The sequence below is a fragment of the Nonomuraea sp. NPDC049750 genome (assembly GCF_040659625.1).
In the GTDB taxonomy this organism is placed as follows: domain Bacteria; phylum Actinomycetota; class Actinomycetes; order Streptosporangiales; family Streptosporangiaceae; genus Nonomuraea.
The window spans coordinates 42,121-64,184 of sequence record NZ_JBFANB010000049.1 but is presented as its reverse complement, the minus strand read 5'-3'; the positions used below and the strand labels follow the sequence as shown (position 1 = coordinate 64,184).

The 22,064-nt window shown below is 66.2% G+C and carries 15 protein-coding genes; 4 read left to right on the top strand and 11 right to left on the bottom strand.

Going from position 1 to position 22,064, the window contains the following annotated elements; genetic code table 11:
• Positions 1 to 341: 341 nt before the first annotated feature.
• The 6 genes from AB0J16_RS56150 to AB0J16_RS56125 all read right to left on the bottom strand — a co-directional run bounded on the left by AB0J16_RS56150 (position 342) and on the right by AB0J16_RS56125 (position 8,309).
• Entirely contained in the window at positions 342 to 2,906 is a 2,565-nt protein-coding gene (locus AB0J16_RS56150) for a valine--tRNA ligase (protein ID WP_358556503.1), read from the bottom strand.
• Between the two features lie 82 nt (positions 2,907 to 2,988).
• Positions 2,989 to 4,272 carry an ATP-dependent Clp protease ATP-binding subunit ClpX gene (clpX, locus tag AB0J16_RS56145; RefSeq protein ID WP_225292608.1) on the bottom strand — a complete coding sequence of 428 codons (1,284 nt, stop codon included), beginning with the start codon at positions 4,270 to 4,272 and terminating at the stop codon, positions 2,989 to 2,991.
• Between the two features lie 174 nt (positions 4,273 to 4,446).
• Positions 4,447 to 5,070, bottom strand: coding sequence for an ATP-dependent Clp protease proteolytic subunit (locus AB0J16_RS56140; RefSeq protein WP_214637437.1), 624 nt, complete (start codon positions 5,068 to 5,070; stop codon positions 4,447 to 4,449).
• A gap of 10 nt (positions 5,071 to 5,080) precedes the next feature.
• Positions 5,081 to 5,713 (bottom strand): ATP-dependent Clp protease proteolytic subunit, encoded by a 633-nt coding sequence (locus AB0J16_RS56135; protein WP_358556500.1) that lies wholly within the window; start codon positions 5,711 to 5,713, stop codon positions 5,081 to 5,083.
• A gap of 174 nt (positions 5,714 to 5,887) precedes the next feature.
• The gene (gene tig / locus AB0J16_RS56130; protein ID WP_358556497.1) at positions 5,888 to 7,273 is read right to left on the bottom strand and encodes a trigger factor; all 1,386 of its coding nucleotides are present in this window, start codon (positions 7,271 to 7,273) and stop codon (positions 5,888 to 5,890) included.
• Positions 7,274 to 7,442: 169 nt separating this feature from the next.
• Positions 7,443 to 8,309, bottom strand: coding sequence for a helix-turn-helix transcriptional regulator (locus AB0J16_RS56125; protein ID WP_225292604.1), 867 nt, complete (start codon positions 8,307 to 8,309; stop codon positions 7,443 to 7,445).
• Between the two features lie 248 nt (positions 8,310 to 8,557).
• On the opposite strand from AB0J16_RS56125, the gene AB0J16_RS56120 reads away from it, so the two are divergent.
• Both AB0J16_RS56120 and AB0J16_RS56115 read left to right on the top strand, forming a co-directional pair.
• A complete protein-coding gene (locus AB0J16_RS56120) occupies positions 8,558 to 9,019 on the top strand; it encodes an ATP-binding protein (RefSeq protein ID WP_357644731.1) in 462 nt (153 codons plus the stop codon).
• A 145-nt stretch (positions 9,020 to 9,164) separates the two neighbouring features.
• The gene (locus AB0J16_RS56115) at positions 9,165 to 9,998 is read left to right on the top strand and encodes a M48 family metalloprotease (protein ID WP_358556494.1); all 834 of its coding nucleotides are present in this window, start codon (positions 9,165 to 9,167) and stop codon (positions 9,996 to 9,998) included.
• 6 nt (positions 9,999 to 10,004) lie between these two features.
• On the opposite strand, the gene AB0J16_RS56110 is transcribed toward AB0J16_RS56115, so the two are convergent.
• From AB0J16_RS56110 to AB0J16_RS56095, 4 genes are all read right to left on the bottom strand, one after another.
• Positions 10,005 to 11,360 (bottom strand): M1 family metallopeptidase, encoded by a 1,356-nt coding sequence (locus tag AB0J16_RS56110; protein ID WP_358556491.1) that lies wholly within the window; start codon positions 11,358 to 11,360, stop codon positions 10,005 to 10,007.
• A 62-nt stretch (positions 11,361 to 11,422) separates the two neighbouring features.
• Complete coding sequence (locus tag AB0J16_RS56105; protein WP_358556488.1) at positions 11,423 to 12,163, bottom strand: hypothetical protein; 741 nt, start codon at positions 12,161 to 12,163, stop codon at positions 11,423 to 11,425.
• Entirely contained in the window at positions 12,160 to 12,648 is a 489-nt protein-coding gene (locus tag AB0J16_RS56100; RefSeq protein WP_358556485.1) for a SigE family RNA polymerase sigma factor, read from the bottom strand. Before AB0J16_RS56100 ends, AB0J16_RS56105 begins: the two co-directional genes overlap by 4 nt.
• A 722-nt stretch (positions 12,649 to 13,370) precedes the next feature.
• The gene (locus tag AB0J16_RS56095; RefSeq protein WP_358556482.1) at positions 13,371 to 13,745 is read right to left on the bottom strand and encodes a hypothetical protein; all 375 of its coding nucleotides are present in this window, start codon (positions 13,743 to 13,745) and stop codon (positions 13,371 to 13,373) included.
• 73 nt (positions 13,746 to 13,818) lie between these two features.
• On the opposite strand from AB0J16_RS56095, the gene AB0J16_RS56090 reads away from it, so the two are divergent.
• The gene (locus tag AB0J16_RS56090) at positions 13,819 to 14,379 is read left to right on the top strand and encodes a hypothetical protein (RefSeq protein ID WP_358556479.1); all 561 of its coding nucleotides are present in this window, start codon (positions 13,819 to 13,821) and stop codon (positions 14,377 to 14,379) included.
• Positions 14,380 to 14,943: 564 nt separating this feature from the next.
• Here AB0J16_RS56090 and AB0J16_RS56085 read toward each other — a convergent pair.
• Entirely contained in the window at positions 14,944 to 15,069 is a 126-nt protein-coding gene (locus AB0J16_RS56085; protein ID WP_358556476.1) for a hypothetical protein, read from the bottom strand.
• Positions 15,070 to 15,398: 329 nt separating this feature from the next.
• On the opposite strand from AB0J16_RS56085, the gene AB0J16_RS56080 reads away from it, so the two are divergent.
• The gene (locus tag AB0J16_RS56080; protein ID WP_358556473.1) at positions 15,399 to 22,046 is read left to right on the top strand and encodes a DNRLRE domain-containing protein; all 6,648 of its coding nucleotides are present in this window, start codon (positions 15,399 to 15,401) and stop codon (positions 22,044 to 22,046) included.
• The last annotated feature ends 18 nt before the right edge of the window (positions 22,047 to 22,064 follow it).

Genomic DNA, 22,064 nt, shown 5'->3' with positions numbered 1-22,064 from the left:
ACGGGGTTGTGCATCATGCACTGGCTTTTAACACACTGTTGAGTTCTCAAGAAACGGACGCGTACTCCCCAACCTGCGAGAGGCGCACATTTCGTCTTCCCAAGTGTATCAGATCCGCCCGATCCTTGTCAAATCGGCCGATCCGGTACGTTCCGGGCAACCCTGCTAACTTACCTGAACTTCTGACTCATGTCCAATCACGCGCGGACACAGCCCGAAGTTCGGGAGAGATCACTGGGTTTTGCCGGGCTAACTTGCCCCGCGTTGAAGACTCTAGCAGTCCTGGTGCGGGGGAAGACCCAACTTCGGTAACGAATAGGTCTTCCCCCGGTGTGTCTCGCTCAAACACCCAAGCCGGCGAGCTGCGCCTCGAGCCGCACGATGTCGGCCGCCGACTGCTCTGCACGCCCCCTGACCTTGGCGACGACGTCCTCGGGCGCCTTGGCCATGAACTGCTCGTTGCCGAGCTTGGCGGCGACCTGGGCCGCCTCCTTGCGCGCGACCGCCAGATCCTTCTCCAGCCGCTTGCGTTCGGCCGCCACGTCGATGGCGCCGGCAGTGTCGATCTCCACGGTCACCCCGCCGACGGTGAAGCGGGCAGTGGCGGAAAAGGCGTCAGACGGCTCAGTGAGCCGCAGGAGTGAGCGGATGGCCCCTTCCTGCCCCGCGAGAGCCGTGCCGGTCAGTCCGAGCCGCGCGGCCACCTTCTGGCCGGGCTTCAGCCCCTGATCCGAACGGAACCTGCGCACCTCCGTCACCAGCTCCTGCAGGGCGACGATCTCCGCCTCGGCCGCCGGATCGGTCCGGGCGGCATCGACCTGCGGCCACGCTGCCACGGCGACGGACTCGCCGCCCGTGACGGCTCGCCACAGCTCCTCGGTCACGAACGGCACCAGCGGGTGCATCAGCCGCAGCAGCGTGTCGAGCACGTGACCCAGCACCAGCCGCGTGTGCTCCAGCCCCTCACCGAGCTGGATCTTGGCCAGCTCCAGGTACCAGTCGCAGACCTCGTCCCACGCGAAGTGGTAGAGCAGATCGGACGCCTTGGCGAACTCGAACTCCTCGAAGGCCGCGTCGGCCGTGGAGATCACGCTCTGGAGCCGCGACAGGATCCACCGGTCGGCCGCCGTCAGGTCCAGGCCGTCGAGGGGGCCGGTAGTCGCGCCGTTCATCAGCGCGAAGCGGGTGGCGTTCCAGATCTTGTTGCAGAAGTTGCGCGAGCCGCCCGCCCACTCCTCGCTCACCGCGACGTCGGCCCCGGGGTTGGCGCCGCGCAGCAGCGTGAAGCGCGTGGCGTCGGCGCCGAAGCGCTCGATCCAGTCGAGCGGGTCGACCACGTTGCCGAACGACTTGGACATCTTCTTGCCGTATTGGTCGCGGACCATGCCGTGCAGCGCGACCGTGCGGAAAGGCGGCTCGCCGTCCATGGCGTACAGGCCGAACATCATCATGCGCGCGACCCAGAAGAACAGGATGTCGTAGCCGGTGACCAGCACGGAGGTCGGGTAGAAGCGCGCGAGCTCCGGTGTCGCGTCCGGCCAGCCGAGCGTGGAGAACGGCCACAGGCCCGAGGAGAACCAGGTGTCGAGCACGTCGGCGTCCTGGACGTAGCCGGCGGGCGGATCCTGGTCGGGGCCAACGCACACGACCTCGCCGGCCGGGCCGTACCAGACCGGGATGCGATGCCCCCACCACAGCTGGCGCGAGATGCACCAGTCGTGCATGTCGTCGACCCAGTCGAAGTAGCGCTTGGCCAGCTCGGGCGGGTGGATGCGGGTGCGGCCGTCGCGCACCGCGTCGCCGGCGGCCTTGGCCAGCGGCGAGACGTTGACGAACCACTGCAGCGACAGTCTCGGCTCGACCACCGTCTTGCAGCGCGAGCAGTGGCCGACCGAGTGGACGTAGGGGCGCTTCTCGGCGACGATCCGGCCCTCGGCGCGCAGCGCGGCGACCACGGCGGGTCGTGCCTCGAACCGGTCGAGCCCCTCGAACGGTCCGTGCGCGGTGATCACGCCGCGCTCGTCCATGATGGTCAGCGACGGCAGCGAATGCCGACGGCCGATCTCGAAGTCGTTGGGGTCGTGGGCCGGCGTCACCTTGACCGCGCCGGTGCCGAAGGCCGGATCGACGTGCTCGTCGGCGACCACGGGGATCTGCCGGCCGGTGAACGGCACCTCGACGAGCGTGCCGACCAGGTGGGCGTAGCGCTCGTCGGAGGGGTGCACGGCCACGGCGGTGTCGCCGAGCATGGTCTCCGCGCGGGTGGTCGCCACCACGATCTCGTCGGAGTAGCGGATGGAGACGAGTTCGCCGTCGTCCTCGCTGTGTTCGACCTCGATGTCGGACAGCGCGGTGAGGCAGCGGGGGCACCAGTTGATGATGCGTTCAGCCCGGTAGATCAGGCCGTCGTCGAAGAGCCGCTTGAAGATGGTCTGGACGGCCCGCGAGAGGCCGGTGTCCATGGTGAAGCGCTCGCGCTCCCAGTCGACGCCGTCGCCGAGCTTGCGCATCTGGCCGAGGATCCGGCCGCCGGACTCCTCCTTCCACTGCCAGACGCGCTCCACGAACGCCTCACGCCCAAGGTCGTGGCGCGACAGGCCCTCCTTGGCCAGCTCGCGCTCGACGACGTTCTGGGTGGCGATGCCCGCGTGGTCCATGCCGGGCAGCCACAGCGTCTCGCGGCCCTGCATGCGGGCCCGGCGGGTGAGCGCGTCCTGGATGGAGTGGTCGAGCGCGTGCCCGATGTGCAGGACGCCGGTCACGTTGGGCGGGGGGAGGACGATGCTGTACGGCTCGCGCGGGCTGCCCGGGTCTGCGTGGAAATAGCCTTCGGATACCCAGCGCTCGTAGCTCCGGGTCTCGACGTCGGCCGGGGTGTACTGGGTGGGCAGCTCTGGCGTTGTCACAGTGACCAATTCTAGGGAGGTGGTGGAAAGCGAAACGCCCCAGGGAGTTCGTCTCCGCGGGGCGCTTGCCGTAAGGGAAGGATCAGGCGGACTTTTCCCGCGGCGTGCGCTGCTGTTTCGCGGCGAGCTGGTCGCGGGGTACGAGCGTCGGGATGGCGTGTTCGAGCACCGACTCGCGGGTGATGACCACCCGGGCGACGTCCTGGCGCGACGGCACCTCGTACATCACCGACTGGAGCACCTCTTCGAGGATGGCACGCAGGCCGCGCGCGCCGGTGCCGCGCAGGATCGCCTGGTCGGCGATGGCCTCGAGCGCGCCGTCGGTGAACTCCAGCTCCACGCCGTCGAGCTCGAGCAGCTTGCGGTATTGCTTGACCAGCGCGTTGCGCGGCTCGGTGAGGATCTGGATGAGCGCCTCGCGGTCGAGGTTGTGCACCGAGGTGATGACCGGCAGACGGCCGACGAACTCGGGGATCATGCCGAACTTCAACAGGTCCTCCGGCATCACGTCGGAGAAGATGTCGGCCATGTCGACTTCTTCCTTCGACCGGATGATGGCGTTGAAGCCGATGCCCTTCTTGCCGATGCGCGACTCGATGATCTTTTCCAGACCGGCGAAGGCGCCGCCACAGATGAACAGCACGTTCGTCGTGTCGATCTGGATGAACTCCTGGTGGGGGTGCTTACGCCCGCCCTGCGGCGGCACGCTCGCGGTCGTGCCCTCCAGGATCTTGAGCAGCGCCTGCTGGACGCCCTCACCGGAGACGTCGCGAGTGATCGACGGGTTCTCGCTCTTGCGAGCGATCTTGTCGACCTCGTCGATGTAGATGATGCCGGTCTCGGCCTTCTTGACGTCGTAGTCGGCGGCCTGGATGAGCTTGAGCAGGATGTTCTCGACGTCCTCGCCGACGTAGCCCGCCTCGGTGAGCGCGGTGGCGTCGGCGATGGCGAAGGGCACGTTGAGCATCTTCGCCAGCGTCTGCGCAAGCAGCGTCTTGCCCGAGCCCGTGGGGCCGAGCAGCAGGATGTTGCTCTTGGCCAGCTCTAGACCGTCGTCTCTACCTCGGTCGCCGGACTGCACCCGCTTGTAGTGGTTGTAGACCGCCACCGAGAGCGCCTTCTTCGCCTTGTCCTGACCGATGACATAGGCGTCGAGGAACTCGTAGATCTCCCTCGGCTTGGGCAGGTTGTCCCACTTGAGCTCAGAGGACTCCGAGAGCTCCTCTTCGATGATCTCGTTGCAGAGATCGATGCACTCATCGCAGATGTAGACGCCTGGACCGGCAATGAGCTTCTTGACTTGCTTCTGGCTCTTCCCGCAGAAAGAGCACTTCAGCAGGTCTCCCCCGTCGCCGATGCGTGCCACCCCAGATACTCCTTTGCGTGGGACCGCCCTGCTCCCGCGATCCGTATCCTCCGGACCGGGTCCGAACCGCTCAGGTTTCGACGTTACCGTCTTCTGGGCCCTCAGTGAGCCCCCTGGCGGCGAGTCGCACCGGAACGTGCCCTATTGGGCAGCGCTCCGGTGCGTCACATCTCATCAGGAAGCGACGGCCTGAGCTCGTTTCTTCCGCGACGGGATGATGTCGTCGATCAGACCATACGCCTTTGCCTCGTCCGCGTTGAGAATTTTGTCGCGTTCGATGTCCTTTCGGACTTCCGCAGGGCGCTTTCCGGAGTGCTTCGCCACGATCTCCTCCAGGAGGGAGCGCATGCGAAGGATCTCGCGGGCCTGGATCTCGATGTCGCTTCCCTGGCCGCCGCCCTCGGTGGACGGCTGGTGGATGAGCACCCTGGCGTTGGGAAGCGCGAACCGCTTGCCGGGAGTCCCGCCGGCCAGCAGCACGGCCGCGGCGGAGGCGGCCTGCCCCAGGCAGACGGTCTGGATCTCCGGCCGGACGAACTGCATCGTGTCGTAAATCGCCGTCATGGCGGTGAAGGAGCCACCCGGCGAGTTGATGTAGATGCTGATGTCACGGTCGGGATCGAGCGACTCCAGCGTCAGCAGCTGAGCCATCACGTCGTTGGCCGACGCGTCGTCGATCTGCACTCCGAGGAAGATGATGCGGTCCTCGAAGAGCTTGTTGTACGGATTCATCTCCTTCACGCCATAGGACGTGCGTTCGACGAAGGAGGGGAGAACGTACCGGCTTTCGATGTTCACTTCAACTCCCCTAGGAGACGGCGCCTTGCGAGGGCACCTGCCTCGCGCTGCGCACGACGTTGTCGATGAAGCCGTAGTCCTTGGCCTCTTCGGCCGTGAACCAGCGGTCTCGATCGGAGTCGGCCTCGATCTGGTCGAGCGACTGGCCCGTGTGCTGCGCGATCCGCTCGGCCAGGGTCTTCTTCACGTAGAGCATCTGCTCCGCCTGGATGGCGATGTCGGCGGCGGTGCCGCCGATGCCACCGGACGGCTGGTGCATCATGATGCGCGCGTGGGGCAGCGCGTAGCGCTTGCCTCTCGCGCCCGCCGACAGCAGGAACTGCCCCATGGAGGCGGCCAGCCCCATGGCGACCGTGGCCACGTCGTTGGGCACATATTCCATCATGTCGTAGATGGCCATGCCGGCGGTCACCGACCCGCCAGGCGAGTTGATGTAGAGCCAGATGTCACGGTCGGGATCGTCGGCCGCGAGCAGCAACAGCTCGGCACAGATGCGGTTGGCGATCTCGTCGTTGACCTCCTGCCCCAGCACGATGATGCGCTCGCGCAGCAGGCGCTGGTAAAGCTGGTCCTCAAGCCGGAAGGACGAGCCGTTCTCACGGCCTCGCGACTCAGGCTGATAGAAGGTCGGCGGGCTGGTCACAGCGTCACCTTCCGATGCGTCGTAATCGATTGGCTTTGCTTGTGACCCTAACGCGCGGGGCACACAGCTCATGCCCGGTCCGCCTACTGTTCGCTGACGGCGCAGGTAAGGCCGCCCAGAGCAGCGCGAAGCCCCCGAACCGTCCGGATCGGGGGCTTGGTGCCGTTTCTGGGGCTAGGCGTCGGCCTTCTCCTCGGCCGCCGGCTCGTCGGCCGGCTCCTCGGTGGGCTCCTCGCCGTTGATCTCGGTGTAGATGGCCTTGAGGTCGACCTCGTTGCCGTCGGTGTCGACCACCTTGGCGGCGTCGCCGATGACGGACTTGGCCTTGTCACGGACGATCTCGACCATCGCCAGCGTCAGCTGGTCGTTGTCGGCCAGGTGCTGGGCCAGCTGGTTGGGCTGGACGCCCATCTCCATGGCGCGGCGGACGACGAAGTTGGTCAGCTCCTGCTCGGAGACGCCCAGGTCCTCGCTCTTGACGATCTTGTCGAGGACGAACCCGACCTTGATGGCCTTGGCGGAGCTGCTGTCGAACTCGGCGAAGCGCTCCTCCTCGGTCGTCTGGTAGAGGCGGAAGAAGGCATCGCGGCTGAGCCCGCTCTCGGCGATCTGGTGCTCGAGGTTGTGCTTGCGGGCGTCGACCTCGGCCTTGAGCGCGCTGTCGGGGATCGGCATCTCGATCTTGTCGAGCAGCGAGTCGAGGGCCTTCTCGCGGGCCTGGACGACCTGGTCGACCAGCTTGTTGCGGCGGGCCTGCTCGCGGATGCTGTCCTTCAGCTCGGCGAGCGTGTCGAACTCGCTGGCCAGCTGGGCGAACTCGTCGTCGAGCTCGGGCAGGACCTTCTCCTTGACCGTCTTGACGTTGATGATGACGTCGGCTTCCTCACCGGCGTTCTCACCACCGACCAGCTCGGTCTTGAAGGTCTTCTCGTCGCCCGCGGACATGCCCGCGAGGGCGTCGTCGAGACCCTGCAGCACGGAGCCGGCGCCGACCTCGTAGGAGACCTCGTTGGCCTGCTGCTCCTCGATGTTGGCACCGTCGATCTCGGCACGCAGGTCCATGACGACGAAGTCGCCGGCGGCGGCCGCGCGCTCGACGCCGGTCAGCGTGGCGAAGCGCTGGCGCAGCGCGTCGAGCTGGCCGTCGATGTCCGCGTCGGCGACCTCGGCGGAGTCGACCGTGACCTCGATGCCCGCGTATTCGGGGACCTCGAAGGCGGGCCGGACGTCGACTTCGGCGGTGAACTCGACCTGCTCGCCATCCTCGATCTTGGTGATCTCGATGTCGGGCTGGCTGACCGGGAAGAGGTCGACCTCGTCGACGGCCTGACCGTACAGCTTGGGCACCGCGTCGTTGAGAGTCTCCTCCAGCACCACCGCGCGGCCGAAGCGCTGCTCGATGATGCGGGCCGGAACCTTGCCAGGGCGGAACCCGGGGACGCGCACCTGCTGCGCGACCTTCTTGTACGCCGCATCCAGGCTCGGGCGCAGCTCTTCGAACGGCACCTCGACAGTGAGCTTCACCCTGGTCGGGCTGAGCTCCTCGACAGCGGTCTTCACGGGGTGGTCTCCTTGATCAAGCTTCGAGTGATCGCGGGCGCGTCCAGATTTGGTACGGCTCACGCGCCGCGCCCACATGAGCGGCGCTGGGCATGCTCCGCCTTGGCGGGATCCAAGCGCCGTTCGCCAGTCTAGGGTAGATGCGTACCCAACAACGACGTGACGACCCTCAGAACTCCTCGGCGATCACCCGCAGGAGCTCGATGGTCTCGTCCGGCGTCGTGCTGACGGCGCAGAGCCGCTCCATCACCTCGGTGTAGCGGTCGACGTCCTCGCGTTTGTCCAGGTAGAGGGCGCTGGCGAGTTGCTCGACGTACACCACGTCCGGCAGGTCGTGGTCGGGGAAGCGCAGGACGCTGAACGCGCCGCCCTCGGCGCTGTGGCCCCCGAAGCTGAACGGCATGACCTGGATGGTGATGTTGGGCTGGCGCATCAGATCGATGAGGTGCTCGAGCTGGGCTCGCATCACCTCGGCGCCGCCGATGGGGCGGCGCAGCGCGGCCTCGTCGATGACCGCCCAGAAGACCGGGCCGTCGGGCCGGTCGAACATGCGCTGGCGTTCGAGGCGGAGGTCCACCCTGCGGGCGATCTCCTCGGCGCCGATGCCGGCCGAGCCGGCCGTGACGACCGCCCGGGCGTATTCCTTGGTCTGTAACAACCCCGGAACGAACTGGACCTCGTAGGTCCTGATCCTGGCCGCGGCCTCTTCGAGGCCGACGTAGGCCTGGAACCACGTGGGCAGGATGTCGTTGAACCGGTGCCACCATCCGGGCTCGTTCGCCGTGGCCACCAGGTCGAGTACGGCTGCGCGCGCCTGGGTGTCCACCACCCCGTAAAGGGTCAGCAAATCAGCCACGTCGCGCTCCTTGAAGCCGACGCGTCCCAGCTCCATGCGGCTGATCTTGGATTCGGAGCCCCTGATGAGGTGGCCTGCCTCCTCGCGGGTGACGCCCTTCCCCTCCCTGAGCCTGCGCAGCTGGGAGCCCAGGAGGATGCGCAGCGCCGTAGGGCCGGAACCCGGCTGGTTCTGCGTCACTCTGCCTCCTATCAAGGTCCGCACACACAGTGACACCACATTGCCGGGTATGACAAGGTCTCAACCTGGTGTCCGATTCGGATACCCCTACCCGTAGCCGCTCATGCTGCTGCACATTGCACATGCACGTGCATTTGGGTCTTGCAGCGGCCGGGGATCGTGATCCATGATGGCCTAGTGCATATTGGGCCAAACATGCACGAACCCAGGAACAATCGGGAGGTATCGGCGGGATGGTGGAGGACCCTTTGGCCACTGCCGATTGCCTGCAGATCACCCGTGAAGTGGGGTTCGACAGCCTGTTGAGCTCGGGCAAGCCGTACACGACCTCGTGTCCGCTGCCCTTCCAGGCCGACTCCGTGAAGACCGCCAGGGACGTGACCCGTTCCACGTTACGCGGCTGGGGCCTGCCGGAGCTGGGCGATGACGCCGCGCTGGTCGTCTCCGAGTTGGTGACGAACGCGGTCAGGTACGCGATGTACGCGCGTGGCCGGCGGGAGATCCAGCTGCTGCTGATGCGGGTCGCCCCCCACGTGCTGCTGGCCGTGGCCGACCCGAGCGACAAGATCCCCACGCCCAAGGAGCCCGACTTCATCTCCGAGAACGGGCGCGGCCTTTATATAGTCGAGACCTACAGCCAATGCTGGGGCTGGGACCCGCTGGCTCGGGGCGGCAAAGCCGTGTGGGCCCTCTTCCGTACCGACTCCTGATTTATTACTCTTTCTTGGAGTGAAGGGGAGTACCTCCGAACACGCCTGATCGTCATGACGGCCCGCGCGGCCCGGTCAGGTGGGCCCTGTGTGGCGAGGGAGACCTTCCGGCCCAACGTCGTCGGCTGGAGGTTCCAAGGTGCGCATGCTCATCCCCATGGCCCTGCTCGCGGCCATCTACTCCGCCGTTCTGGCCGGTCTGGTCCTGATCGGGATTCCGGTCCTGTACGTCGCCCTCGGGGCGGCCCTCATCCTGCTCGTGCAGTGGTGGTACACCGAGGTACTGGCGCGGCGGATGACCCGGGCCCGGTACGTCACGGCCGAGCAGGAGCCCGAACTGCATGCCGTACTCGATCGGCTCTGCGCGCTGAGCGACGTGGCCAAGCCGCGGCTGGCGATCAGCCCCTCTCCCGCCCCGAACGCCTACACGGTCGGCCGCTCGCGGCGCAGCGCGACGATCATCGTCACCGAAGGGCTGCGCGCCCGCCTGGAGGCCGACGAGCTGACGGCGGTGCTCGCCCACGAGATCGCGCACATCCAGCACCGGGACGTGGCGGTGATGACGCTGGCGAGCTCGTTCGCGATCGCGCTGGCGGCGTTCGCCAAGGGCACAGGGCGAGCCGCGGTGGAGGCTCCGGGGCTGTTCTTCGAGGAGTTCCCCTTCGGGCTGTTCGTCGGGCTGGCGATCCTGACGGGCGGGGCCGCCGCGGGGCTGGCCAGTTACCTCGCGCACCTGCCGCTGCGCTGGCTCAGCCGCTCCAGGGAGCTGGCCGCCGACCGCGCCGCCGCCGACCTGCTCGGCCAGCCGGGACTGCTCGCCTCGGCGCTGCTCAAGGTGCACGCGGAGGACGGCATCCCGCTGACCGACCTGCGGCGCGGGGTGCCGGCGTTGGGGCTGGTGGCCTGCCGTACGAAGAAGGGCTCCCTGATGGCCACGCACCCGCACGTGCACGTACGGGTGCGGCGGCTCATGGGGTAGTTCCTATTACTGGGCGGTCGGCGTGGTCGGCGAGTCGAGCCAGTCGTCGACCAGGGCGGTGAAGTCGTCGCCCGTCCGCTCGTTCAGCCACCTCACGAACGATGCCCGGTCCTGCGTGGTCCCCTTGTGCTCCTGCACCCAGGCACGCAGGGTCGCGAAGAACCGCTCGTCCCCGAGCCGCTTGCGGATCTCGTGCAGCATCACCGCGGGACCGTAGTACACGTTGCTCGCCCCGAACGCGCTCGCCTGGTAATGCCCGGGCGGCCCGAACTGGTTGCGCAGCCTCCCGTCGAGCGCCCGAGCGTCTTTGAGGTAGCTCTCCAGCTTCGAGCCGCCGTGCTCGGCGTACCACGCCCACTCGAAGTACATCGCGAAGCCCTCGTTCAGCCAGACGTCTCGCCAGGTCCGAGGCGTGACCGCGTCGCCGAACCACTGGTGCGCCATCTCGTGCGCCACCACGTTGGCGGTGAGGAATTCGGGGGCCAGCGTCACCATCTGCTGGGTCTCCATCCCAGAGTCGCTGGTGACGACCACACCCGCGCTGTTGAAGGGGTAGGGACCCAGCCGCTTCTCCAGCCAGCGCAGGATCGCCGGCGTCTGCCGTACGACGGGGAGGTACTCCTTCCGGTCACCCCGGCGCAGCCAGTACGTGATCGGGATCCCGCGCGGCCCCTTGGCGTCGAAGCGCTGGTAGCGGTCGACGGCGAGCAGCGTGACGTAACTGGCCACCGACTCGGTCGACCGCCAGAGGTAGGTGTTCCCCTTACGGCCTTCGAAGCGTCCGTGCGCCACCGCGGCCCACCCGCGCGGCACTGTGACCGCCACGTCGTAGCGAGCTTCGTCGGACGGGTGGTCGTTCACGGGGAACCAGGTGAAGGCCCCGTACGGCTCCTGCAGCGCCCATGCCGACCCGTCGGCGGCCGAGCGCAAGCCGAGCTTGCTCGTGTCCGATCGGTACTGCCCCGTGCGTACAGGCTTGGGAACCCCGTGATAGCGGACGGACACCTCGACCCGCTTGCCCGCCGCCACCGGCGAACCCAGTGGAATGACCAGGCGGTCGCCCGGGTGCCGGGCCTTGACCGTCTTCCCGGCGACCGTCACCCCGTCCACGCGCAACGCGCGGCCGAAGTCGAGCGAGATCTTGTCCAGCTTCTTGACGGCTCTGACGGTGAGCCGGGCCGTACCGGTGAGCAGGCGCTTGGACGGCTTCCAGTCCAGCTTCAGCCCGTAGTGGAGAACGTCGATCGCGGGGTTGCCGTAGGCGGGGTAGACCGGGTCCGCCACCGGCTCCGAGAGCCCCTTGTCGGGAGCGCCCGGCACGGCTACCGCCGCGGTGAGTAAGAGGGAAATGATCGAATGCACCGCGCCACGGTAGTACGTCATGCTTTATGGCGATATAGAACTCCTGGTAAGCGTCATTTCCCTCAGCTCTTGTCGTAGACCCCGGCGGACCACGTTCCGGGCCTGGCTCCCAGGTCGGCGGCCAATTCCAGGGCGACGTCGTACCTGATCAGCTCCTGGGCCGCGTACCTGCCGTTGCAGGTCCCCTTCCGCTTGTCGGGCACGGCGCAACCGTCCAGTGACGCCTGCCCGATGAGCTCGGTGGGAGGGAAGACCCATACGCGGATGGACTGGCTCCCGTTCAACCATCCGGAGGGGAGCGACCGCCGGTTGTAGGTGTGCCGGGCCGTGCCGCCCTGGCACCGGCTGACCTGCCCCGCGCGGCTGCCCCTGACGGCCGTGACCACCCACGACCGCGGGTTCGCACAGATGACGGCCACGGTGGTGGCGTGGCTGGTCGGCTTGATCTGGAGGTCATGTCCGGTCGCGGACATCGAGTTCATCACAGCCGCGACCCTGGTCAGGCCGTCCAGAGTGGCCGGCGGATCGGGCACGCGCGCCGGTAGCGCGGAGGCCGCGCTCGACGGGCCGGCCGACGTGACGAACTGGGCCGCCGGTGCGGGCGCCGGGGGCGTCACCGCCCCCGGCAGCACCCACACCACGGCGGTCGCGGCGGCCCCCGCCAGCACCGCGCCCACGCTCCACCGGGCGAACCGGCCGCGCCTGCCTCTCCGTACGATCTCGGCCACGTCCATGTCCCCTCCGGGTCCGTACGTCGTACGCTCGGCGAGCAGCTCGCGCAGGTCGTCTTCGGTATGGTTCATTGCTCCACCTCCATCAGCTGGATCGTCGGATGCACCCGCAGCCGCGTCAGCGCCCGCCCGAGCTGGGTCTTCACCGTGCCCAGAGAGCAGCCGAGCACGTCGGCGCACTGCGGCAGCGTCAGGTCCTCGAAGTAGTGCAGGACGATGACCGCCCGCTGACGGTCCGACAGCCCTCTGATCGCCGTCCAGAGCGCGTCCTTCTCACCGAGCTCGCGGGCGAAGTCGCCGCGGGCGGTCGCGTCGGGGAGCGACTCGGTGGGCACCTCGCCGCGCCATCGTCTGCGCCACCAGGAGGCGTGCGTGTTGGTCAGGATGCGGTAGACGTACGGGTCGGGATCGCCCTTGATGCGGCGCCACGCCTGCCATGCCCTGGCCAGCGTGGTCTGCACCAGGTCATCGGCTGTGCTCCAGTCGCCCGTGAGCACGTAGGCGATACGGCGCAGCCGACCCGACCGGGCTGTCACATACTCCGCGAATCCATCCATCACCGGTCATTACTCTCTGGGGGCCTGAACCGGATGACAGCCGCGGCAGGGATTTCTGGCCGCGCCTCCAATATTCGTGGCCATCCCGGCTCCCAGGGCGGAGGCGGCCGACTACCAGGCGTCTACACGGATTGGTGCTGACGAGTGCCGGTCACCAAAATTGGTAGATCTTTCTACACATAGCTCCCCTTATATGACTTTTCCGACATCGCCTTGACCTGGTCTTTCACTCTCGACAGAGTCCCCCGCCGCCTCTTTAGAGGCACTTGACCTGCGGAAACGGCAAGGTACTCTCGCCCTACCACAAGCTTCCGGTTTAGCCACAGCAGTCCATAGTCATAACTCTTGTCAGGATCTGTATGGGTAAATCCGGCCTCGTCCCGGAGGTCCCACACTTCCATGACGCACCAAACTGCCCCGACCGCTCCACAGGCAGCCGATGACCACGCGAGCCAATCGGCGGGCCGGCCCTCTCAGCTGCCGCCTTCGGACACCGAAGGCCGCCAGGACTCTCATGAGAACCACCAGGGCACTCAGGAGAAGCCGACCGGGCCAACGAGCCCCGACCAAGACGGCACCAGCCGAAACGGCTCCCACCAGGAGGGCGTCGATTTGTCACCGACAGCGACCCGTCCTGCGCCTGAACCAACCCGGGCCTCGGACACGCCGCCATCCGCGACCGCACCGGCGCCGTCCTCCGACACACCCACGACCGCCGCCCCTCAGCCAACCTCCGACGCACCCACAGCCACCTCGACATCCGACACGCCTTCCCCCACGCCCACCCCCACTGCGTCGGACTCGTCCTCCCCCACTGCCACCCCTACGCCGTCTGACTCACCGTCATCCACCCCCACCGCGTTCGATTCGTCATCAGCCACCCCCACCGCCACAACATCCGACTCGCCCTCGTCCACGAGTACCGCCACGACGTCCGCCTCGCCATCAGCCGCGGCCACCTCCGAAGCCGAGCCGACCGCCACCTCCACCGATGCGACGACCACCACTTCGTCCTCGCCCGCACCAACCACACCCTCCACAACCGAGCTCGCCGTTGCGGAGGACACCGCTGCCACGCCGACGACGTCCAGCACCATGGCTCAAACAGCCCTCCCCACACACCTCAACGCCGCGATCACCAACCCACTGCCGAGCTTGTCGACTCCAACGATGATCACCTCGGCCGTGGTGGTCGTGGCGGCCCTGCTGGCTGTGCTCGCAGTGCTCGTGGCCAAGGCCCGCCGCGGGACCCGCTTGGCCACCGCCGGATACGCGGAACCCATCCCATTCACGTCCGACCCTGACCACAGCACCGCCGAGCCCGACGAGGGCGACCAGTGGAGGCGGCAACTCCTGGAAGCCATCGAGGCCGCCGCCTCCGACCAACAGGAAAATGTTCTACCCGGCGCACCCTACGGACAGGAGGACCCGCGACCCGAGACCAGTTCGCCCAGACTCGGCTCCGGCACGGACCCTCAGGAGACCGCCGCCTGGACTCCGCCCTTCGAGCCCCTCAATCCCCCCGGCCCCCTGGAGTCGCTCTTCAACTCCGAACCAAGCAATAGCGTCGTCAACCTCCCGGAGGCCTCCCCGTTCGACCCCTTCGCCCCGGCCGAGAGCGACCCCGAGTCGGATTACCACGGACGCAGGCGGCGCAGCGAACACCCCGCCACCGATGAGGGTGCCGACGACGACACCCCGCCGGGAGACAGCGGCCACTCCATCCCGTAGCCGGCGGCGAAGGCGCCCAGCCGGGACACCCGCGCTGGGCGGCCACCGCCTGCTCGACGATCGGGAATACGTCAGCGCTGCCCCTCCGATGCCTCCGTGCGCGGCTGTGCCGCGCTCAGTACGCGCCAGAGGGGACACGAAGCCCGGAGCCCCACGAGGACCCTCACGCTGCCCGCAAGATACGTGAACGTCCTGCTGGAGCTGCGGGCCGCATGGATCAGTTAGCAAGGAGACTCATGGTCGGAGCACGGTCCGGTGTTCGTGTCCGCCGCAGGGGGGGTGAGGTGCCTCGCGGATTCCGGACAGTCGGCCGCGGTAGGCGATCGCCTCGGGGATGCACGCCTTTCACGTCGGCGGCGCGTTGGTGCAGCCGACGCGCGTGGTCGCCTTCCTCGGACGACAGGAGCCACGAGATCCGGCCCGTGTCCAGGTCCACCGCTGAGCACGCGCATGCCTAACACAGCCGCTTGGTCATGCACCGCCGCTGCCACCGCGCCGACCGTAGGTATGGCCCTATACCAGGCTCAATGAAGTTGCCGAGATTTGCCCCGTTCGGCATGGCTTCTAGTGGCTTCGTGCTCGCTCGCCAACTACGGCCAGGGTGTGCAGTCGATCCCACGCCCGCAGATACTTTGCGATCTCGGTGGGGTCGGTGATCGTCAGGTAGCCGGAGACCAGCTCTACGGTCACCGATTCCCCGTCGGTGACGTCGGACGACGAACCTTGCGAGGGATGATGCCGAGGGATACCGATGGCCGACGCATCGTTCGGCGGCTCGCCTGGAGACGATGACGATCTTGGTTAAGTTGATCTTTTTTTATAGATCCTTTACTGCTATCTTCTGTCCTAAATGTCAGCTATTCGGGTGTTCCGCGCTGTCCAATGCGGAACACACACATGCCTACAGGCAGGAGAGCGCACCTAGTGACGCAAGACTTAGCGTGACGCAAGACTTAGCGAGAAGTGGCTTAGCCCATCTATCGAATGGGAAGCAGGTGCGAGGACCCCTCGCACGGGCGGTGACCGCCGGCATCGCGACCGCTATGGTCGTCAGCCTCACCTCCTCCCCCGCGTGGGCCGACGAGCCGACACCCGCACGCAACCCGGCCAAGACCGAAACTGCTGCTTCCAAGGGCGACGCCACCCCGACCGTCGACGAGATCATCGAAGCTGCCAAGAAGAAGGCCAGCAAGTCCGGCAAGCGCGTCGAGATCCCGGAGCGCGATACCGAGACGACGACGCTGTTCGCCAACCCCGATGGTAAAACCCTGCGTATGGAGATGCACACGCAGCCCATCCGGGTAAAGAAGTCCAGTGGAGACGGTTTCACGCCGATCGACACCACGCTGGTCGAGAAGAACGGTGCCATCAAGCCCAAAACTGTCAAGGGTGACCTGACCCTGTCAGCGGGCAACGACACACTCGTGGCGAAAAGCAAGGATGCCCAGGGCACAGCGGAGATCTCTGCGCCGAAGAAGCTGCCTGTGCCTACACTCGATGGCAGCAGCGCTACCTACCCTTCGTTATACGGCGACGGTATCGATCTCGTGGTCACCGCCACTCCTAATGGTTTTCGGCAGAAGATCGTCCTTCGCAAGCGAGTCACGGGACCGGTCAGCTTCCGAGTCCGGGCGACGCCGCCGAAGGGTAAGACCCTTACCAGTGACGCCTCTGGCCAACCGGTGCTGCTCGCCGAGGACGGCAAGACCAAGACGGCACTGCCTTCCGCCCTGCTGCTGGACGCCGTGGCTGCAGACCCGAACGGCGCGGTCGACGCCGGAAGGGTTGGTAAGGCGACCGTCAGTGTGGAAGCGGACAATGAGACCCTGGTCTACGCCCCAGACAACGCGTTCCTCGCCGACACCACCGTCGCCTACCCGGTGACGCTGGCCGCACTCGACAGCGACTGGTGGGAGCCGGAACTCGGGAACGACACCTTCGTCAACAACAAGGACTATCCAGACGGCTACGCCAACAGCGGCCTGGACCGCCTCCTTGTCGGGAAGTCCAATTCTGGCACCGTCCGCTGGCGCGGCTATATCCGCTTCGCCGAGATCCCGGAGGACTCCCCACTGCGGGGCGGGACGGTCGACAACGCCGACCTAGTCCTGTGGAACTACCTGTCCAACGACTGCGGCCTGTACGTCGGATCGGGAATCACTGCCTACCGCGTCACCTCACGTTGGGACGTCTCAACGCTCACGTGGAGCAACCAGCCTCCGGTTACCACAGAAGGGGCCGACACGGAGTACGGCGCCTACAGCACCGACTGCACCGGCTCCATGAACTACGCCAACGATCTCATCCACTCAGTGGACGACATCGTGCAGGCGTGGGCGGGGGGAGAGCCCAACTACGGTTTCCAGCTCACTGCGGGAAGCGAGTCCGACCTGACCAACTGGCGCAGGTACCGGTCGAAGGAACAGACCGACGGCTACCCCGCGCACGGTCCACAGCTCACGGTGGACTTCACGCCCCCAGTGACTACGCGGACGCTCCTGTACTGGTCGGAAAGCGGTCCCGCGCGGAGGTCCGCTCCTTCTCCTCAAGAGGCGCTATCGCTGGCTCAGGGCTATTACCCCAATGTGCCGGATCTCCCCGCGCTCACCGATGACGAGGCCGTCCAACTGGAGACCGAGCGCGGCAGTCCATACCTAGTCGGGCCCGAGCAACTCCAGCCGCTGGAGGGCGAGGACTGGAGCCAGCCGGATCCGTTGGGGGACGAGAGGGCGCCCCGGGTGACCAGCGTCACCCCGGTTGAGGGAACGACCGATGCGCCCGCCTCCACCAAGGTGACGGCCACGTTCGACGAGCCCGTCACCGGCGCAGTGATCTCGGTTGAGGACCCGACCGGCTCTTCGGTGCCGGGCACGGCCGAGATGGAGGCCACCGGCAAGACGCTGACGTTCGCCCCCGAGCAGCACCTGAAGGTCGGCGCAGCGTATAAGGCCGAGGTTCGCGACGCGAGGGACGCCTCCTCCAATCGAATGGACGACTACCCGTGGTCCTTCTCCATCGGCGGCCTGGCGGCGAGCTGGACGTTCGAGGAGGGAATGGGTACGTCCACCTCCGACTCCTCAGGTAACGGCCACACGGCGACGCTGAACAAGACAGCGTCCTGGATAGCCGGGAGGAGCGGAAACGCCATTTCGAACGCCCCCACCCAGGCGCTCGACACCGCCTCGAAGAAGGCCGCACGCCAAGGAAAGGCCATCGAAGTCACCGACGCGACGTCCGCCACCAGCGTCACGTACGCGATGCCGGACGGATCGTTCAAGACGGAGATCACGGCAGGTCCGGTACGGACCAGGCGCGGCGGCGCATGGGTACCCATCGACACCACGCTGACGGCCCAGGACGGCAGATTGACACCGAAAGTGATCGCCGATGGTGTGGCGGTTGAGCTATCTGCCGGTGGCACGGATGCGTTTGTCAAAATGACAGCCGATGGGAAGTCCTACGCGCTGCGCTGGCCGACGCCGCTGCCCAAGCCGACCATCAAGGGGAGCGTTGCCACCTACACTGATGCCGCCGGTGTAGGTGCTGACCTGGTGGTCGCCGTCTTGCCGACCGGGTTCCGGCATGATGTGCTGCTGCGCCAGCGGCCCGCCAAGCCGCTGGAACTGCGGATCGGCGTCGAAGACGATGGTCTGACCCTGACCGAGGGCAAGGGCGGACGGCTACTACTGAAAGGAAAGGACAACAAGCTTCTTGCTTCGGCCCCGCAACCGCTCATGTGGGACGGCAGCGCCGAGGGCCGTCTCCCGCTAGCCAAACACGCCAAGGTCACCACTGAGGTCGTCACCAAGGACGGCCGGACAGAACTCGTGCTCAAGCCAGACTACCGATTCCTGTCCGACCCTGCCACCACCTACCCCGTGCGGGTGGATCCGACAACGACGCTGCCATTCAACACCGACATCGAGGTGAACTCCGACAGCGACGCAGACTTCCCCGCCGACCCGACCGGCCAGTACCTGCAGGTCGGCACGCGGGCTGGCGGCTACAAGTACCGGGTGCACCTGAAGTTCGACACAGCGACCCTGCCCGGCTCGACGGTCACCGACGCCAAGCTGTCGATGAACACTATCGAGGCCCCCAGCTGTGGTGCCACGGTCAGCACGGGCATCCAGGTCGCCCGCCTGACTAGCGCCTGGGATCCGGACAACGTGCACTGGGTCAACAAGCCCACGCTTACCACCGAGGACGCCTCGACCAACACCAAGGGCGTCAACCAGGAGTGCGCGACCTGGCCGGACTCGATGGAGTGGAATGTCACCGGCATCGCCCAGGACTGGGCCGCCGGAGTCGCCAACCACGGCCTGGTGCTGAAATCGCCCGGCGAGAACAACGTCAACAACTACCGGGTGTTCACCGCCTCCGAAGACACCGACTTCAACGTTCCGCCGAAGCTGACCATCACCAGTTCTGGCCCGGCATCCGCGCCGACCGTCAGCGGACCGGCCATCACCCCGGCTCAGAATGTCAATGGCGCCACGGTGACCAGTTCGCTCACCCCGCAGTTGGCCGCCACCGTCGCTGACACCACCGCGGGCGCGCTGACCGGCCAGTTCGAGGTGGAGCATGATCCTTCCGCGTCCGGGCAAGGCGCTGGCCAGATTTGGACCGGCACCTCGGCCGCGGCCGCCTCTGGCAGCCAGGCCATGGTGGCCCTCCCGACGGGAAAGCTTGCCGATGGTTGGAAGATCCGCTGGCGGGTCCGTGCTGCCAATGCAGCTGCCGGGACTACCTCGGCATGGTCAGGCTGGCAGATCGCGACGGTGGACGTGCCGAACCCAACCGTCGGCCTGTTCCAAACCACGCCGTCGCAGGTAGTTGACGGTCAGATGGTCGCCAGCAGTCTGACGCCTGCCTTGCACACCACCGTGACCGACCCGGCCGCGCAGCCGGTGCGGGCCGAGTTCGAAGTCGAGCATGACCCGGCCGCCACCGGACAAGGCACTGGTCAAATCTGGACGGGCGGCGTGGACAACGTCGCTTCCGGGAGCCAGGCCAGCCTCGCCATTCCCAGCGGCAAACTGACCGACGGGTGGAAAATCCGCTGGCGTGCCCGCGCTGTTAATACGGGCACCACGGTCAGCTCGCCGTGGTCGGAGTGGCAAAGCCTGACGATCGACGTTCCCGACCCGGTCTCCCAGCCGGCGGTGACGGCACTGCAGGTCAATCCGTCCCAGGTAGTCGACGGTAAGATCGTTACGAGCACACTTACCCCGAGCCTGCTGGGGCAGGTCACTGACGCGGCTGAGGGCATGCTGCGGGCCGAGTTCGAAGTCGAGCATGACCCGGCCGCCACCGGACAAGGCACTGGTCAAATCTGGACGGGCGGCGTGGACAACGTCGCTTCCGGGAGCCAGGCCAGCCTCGCCATTCCCAGCGGCAAACTGACCGACGGGTGGAAAATCCGCTGGCGCGCCCGCGCTGTCTCGGCCACGGCAGCATCAGCCTGGTCGGACTGGCGACAGTTGGATGTCAGTCTGCCCAAGCCGACCGTTGGTGGGCTGGGACTCGAGCCGTCTGCCGTGGTTGACGGCAAGACCCTGGTCACCAGTCTGACCCCGACGGTGAAGGCCATCGTGACGAACCCGGCCGGGCAACCCATCCGGGCCGAATTCGAGTTTGAGCATGACCCCGCGACGACCGAGCAGGGCAGCGGCCAAATCTGGACCGGCGGCGTCGACAACGTCGCTACTGGCACCCAGGCGAGCATCACCCTCCCTGACGGGAAGCTCGCCAACGGGTGGAAGATACGCTGGCGTGCTCGCGCCGTGGCGGCGGCGTCCACCTCCGCCTGGTCGGACTGGCAGACGGCCACGGTTGACCTAGTCGAGCCAGGCGAGGAACCACTCGCGACCACGGATGGCTCGGTGATTCACACCGACCAGAGCTTCACCGTCGCCGCGTGGCTACGGTGGGCCGACAAGGATGGCGACTACAGCGTCCTCGAACAGAAGGGCACCCACCAGGCCCCCTTCCGCCTCGGCAACACCTCTGACCATGGGCTGGTCTTCACGTTGACCAGCGCTGACAGCCCGGATGCGACGAGCGAGGGCGCGCTCTCCGACGTCAAACCGCCACTCAACGAATGGTTCCACCTCGTGGGCGCCTACGACGCCACTACCAAGACGGCTTCGTTGTATCTCAACGGCCAGCTCATCAAGACAACCCCGATCAGCTTCTCCGCCTGGCGCAGTGGCTCGGCGCTGAGCCTGGGCGCCAGCATGCGCGGCGATCTCGACGACACTCGCGCCTACCAGCAGGCGCTGACCGCTGAACAGGTAGGCGAGCTGGTGAATCCGCAATCCACCGACACAAGCGCCAAGAGCGCGAAAGCCGAAGCCCATGTTCCCACGGCCCAAGCCGCAGCTGACTTCAACTATGAGCACATGACGCTCGAACAGTGTGAGGCCGAACGTGACGCCCGGGTCGGGGAGAGCGGCACCTGGAACACCGGCAGGGGATGGGACAAGCTCGCGCCGTATGGCGGCTGCTGGAGCCGACATATGCTGTTCGTCATCCACGAGAAGACCGAGAAGTATCAAAAGTCATGTAACTGCAAGGTCTCAGTGGAGAATGTCGACGAATTCCTTAACTTCGATATGACGGTAGTCATGCACACCTACCTCGGCGACAGCACCGGGACCGCGGTCATAGGCGGGGCCGGGAGCGGCAGAGGACCCCGCGACATCAAGGTGTGGACCAGGGTAAACAATTTCTGGACCGAGGATGACGACTTCTTTGACGCCCTTCTCGGCCTGGACAACACCGACCCTGAGGAACTCGACAACACACTCAAGCTCGAGCTTGAGGTCACCGGTGGATCAACAGCGTGTTCGACCATCTACTCCTCCGGCGACAACGGCGGGCTCACGCGTACCGCGAGAATGAAAAAATGGATAGATGACGGAGACGATGTCTTCATCTTCCATTCACAGAACGGAAGCCCAAGCCGTTGCACCATCATGCCCTGGTTCATCTACAACAACCCGCTGATGCCAGGAAATCACGACCAGCAAGTGGTCGCGGGATGGGGCGAAGGCACCTGGCTGACCACGGGAAATCAAAAGCTGCGGGACAGTGCGCCGAGGGCACGCTGCGACAACATCCCGATGGGATCTGTGGCCGGAAATTACCATGGTGGTTGCGTTTTCTACGGTTCCAGCCGCGTTTATCGCATGTCGACCTCTAATTTCAATAACGGCGCCGTGGCCAGGCATATCAACACGGCATTCACCAGGCCGCAAGACACCGTGCCGTTTAAAACCGATGGCCCCAAGCACATCCCAGGAAACTGGAACGCCAGCCACTCCACCCCGGAAGGAAAAGCCCTAGAACGTATCTACACCAACACGCAGAGGTATAGGCAGAATGTCGCGGCGAAGGACACCGTTTGCGATGAGTTCTTCGACGACCGTCCGCGGAAGAAGACTGGAGAGATGGACGAATCGAGGTGGGAACAATGCGATGAATTCCCGTTCGCGTCCACGAAGCAAGGAGCCGGGTTCGACCATCCCGACTACGGCAAGAACAATTTCTCCGTGTACAGCGTTCTAGGTAGCCAGAACACGAGCGCTGGAAATGACCTCGGCATCTTCTACGCGAGATATCGTGTCTTGTCCAGCAACCAGTTCTGGGTTGCCATTCAGTGACAGACAGTGCGGGCGCCG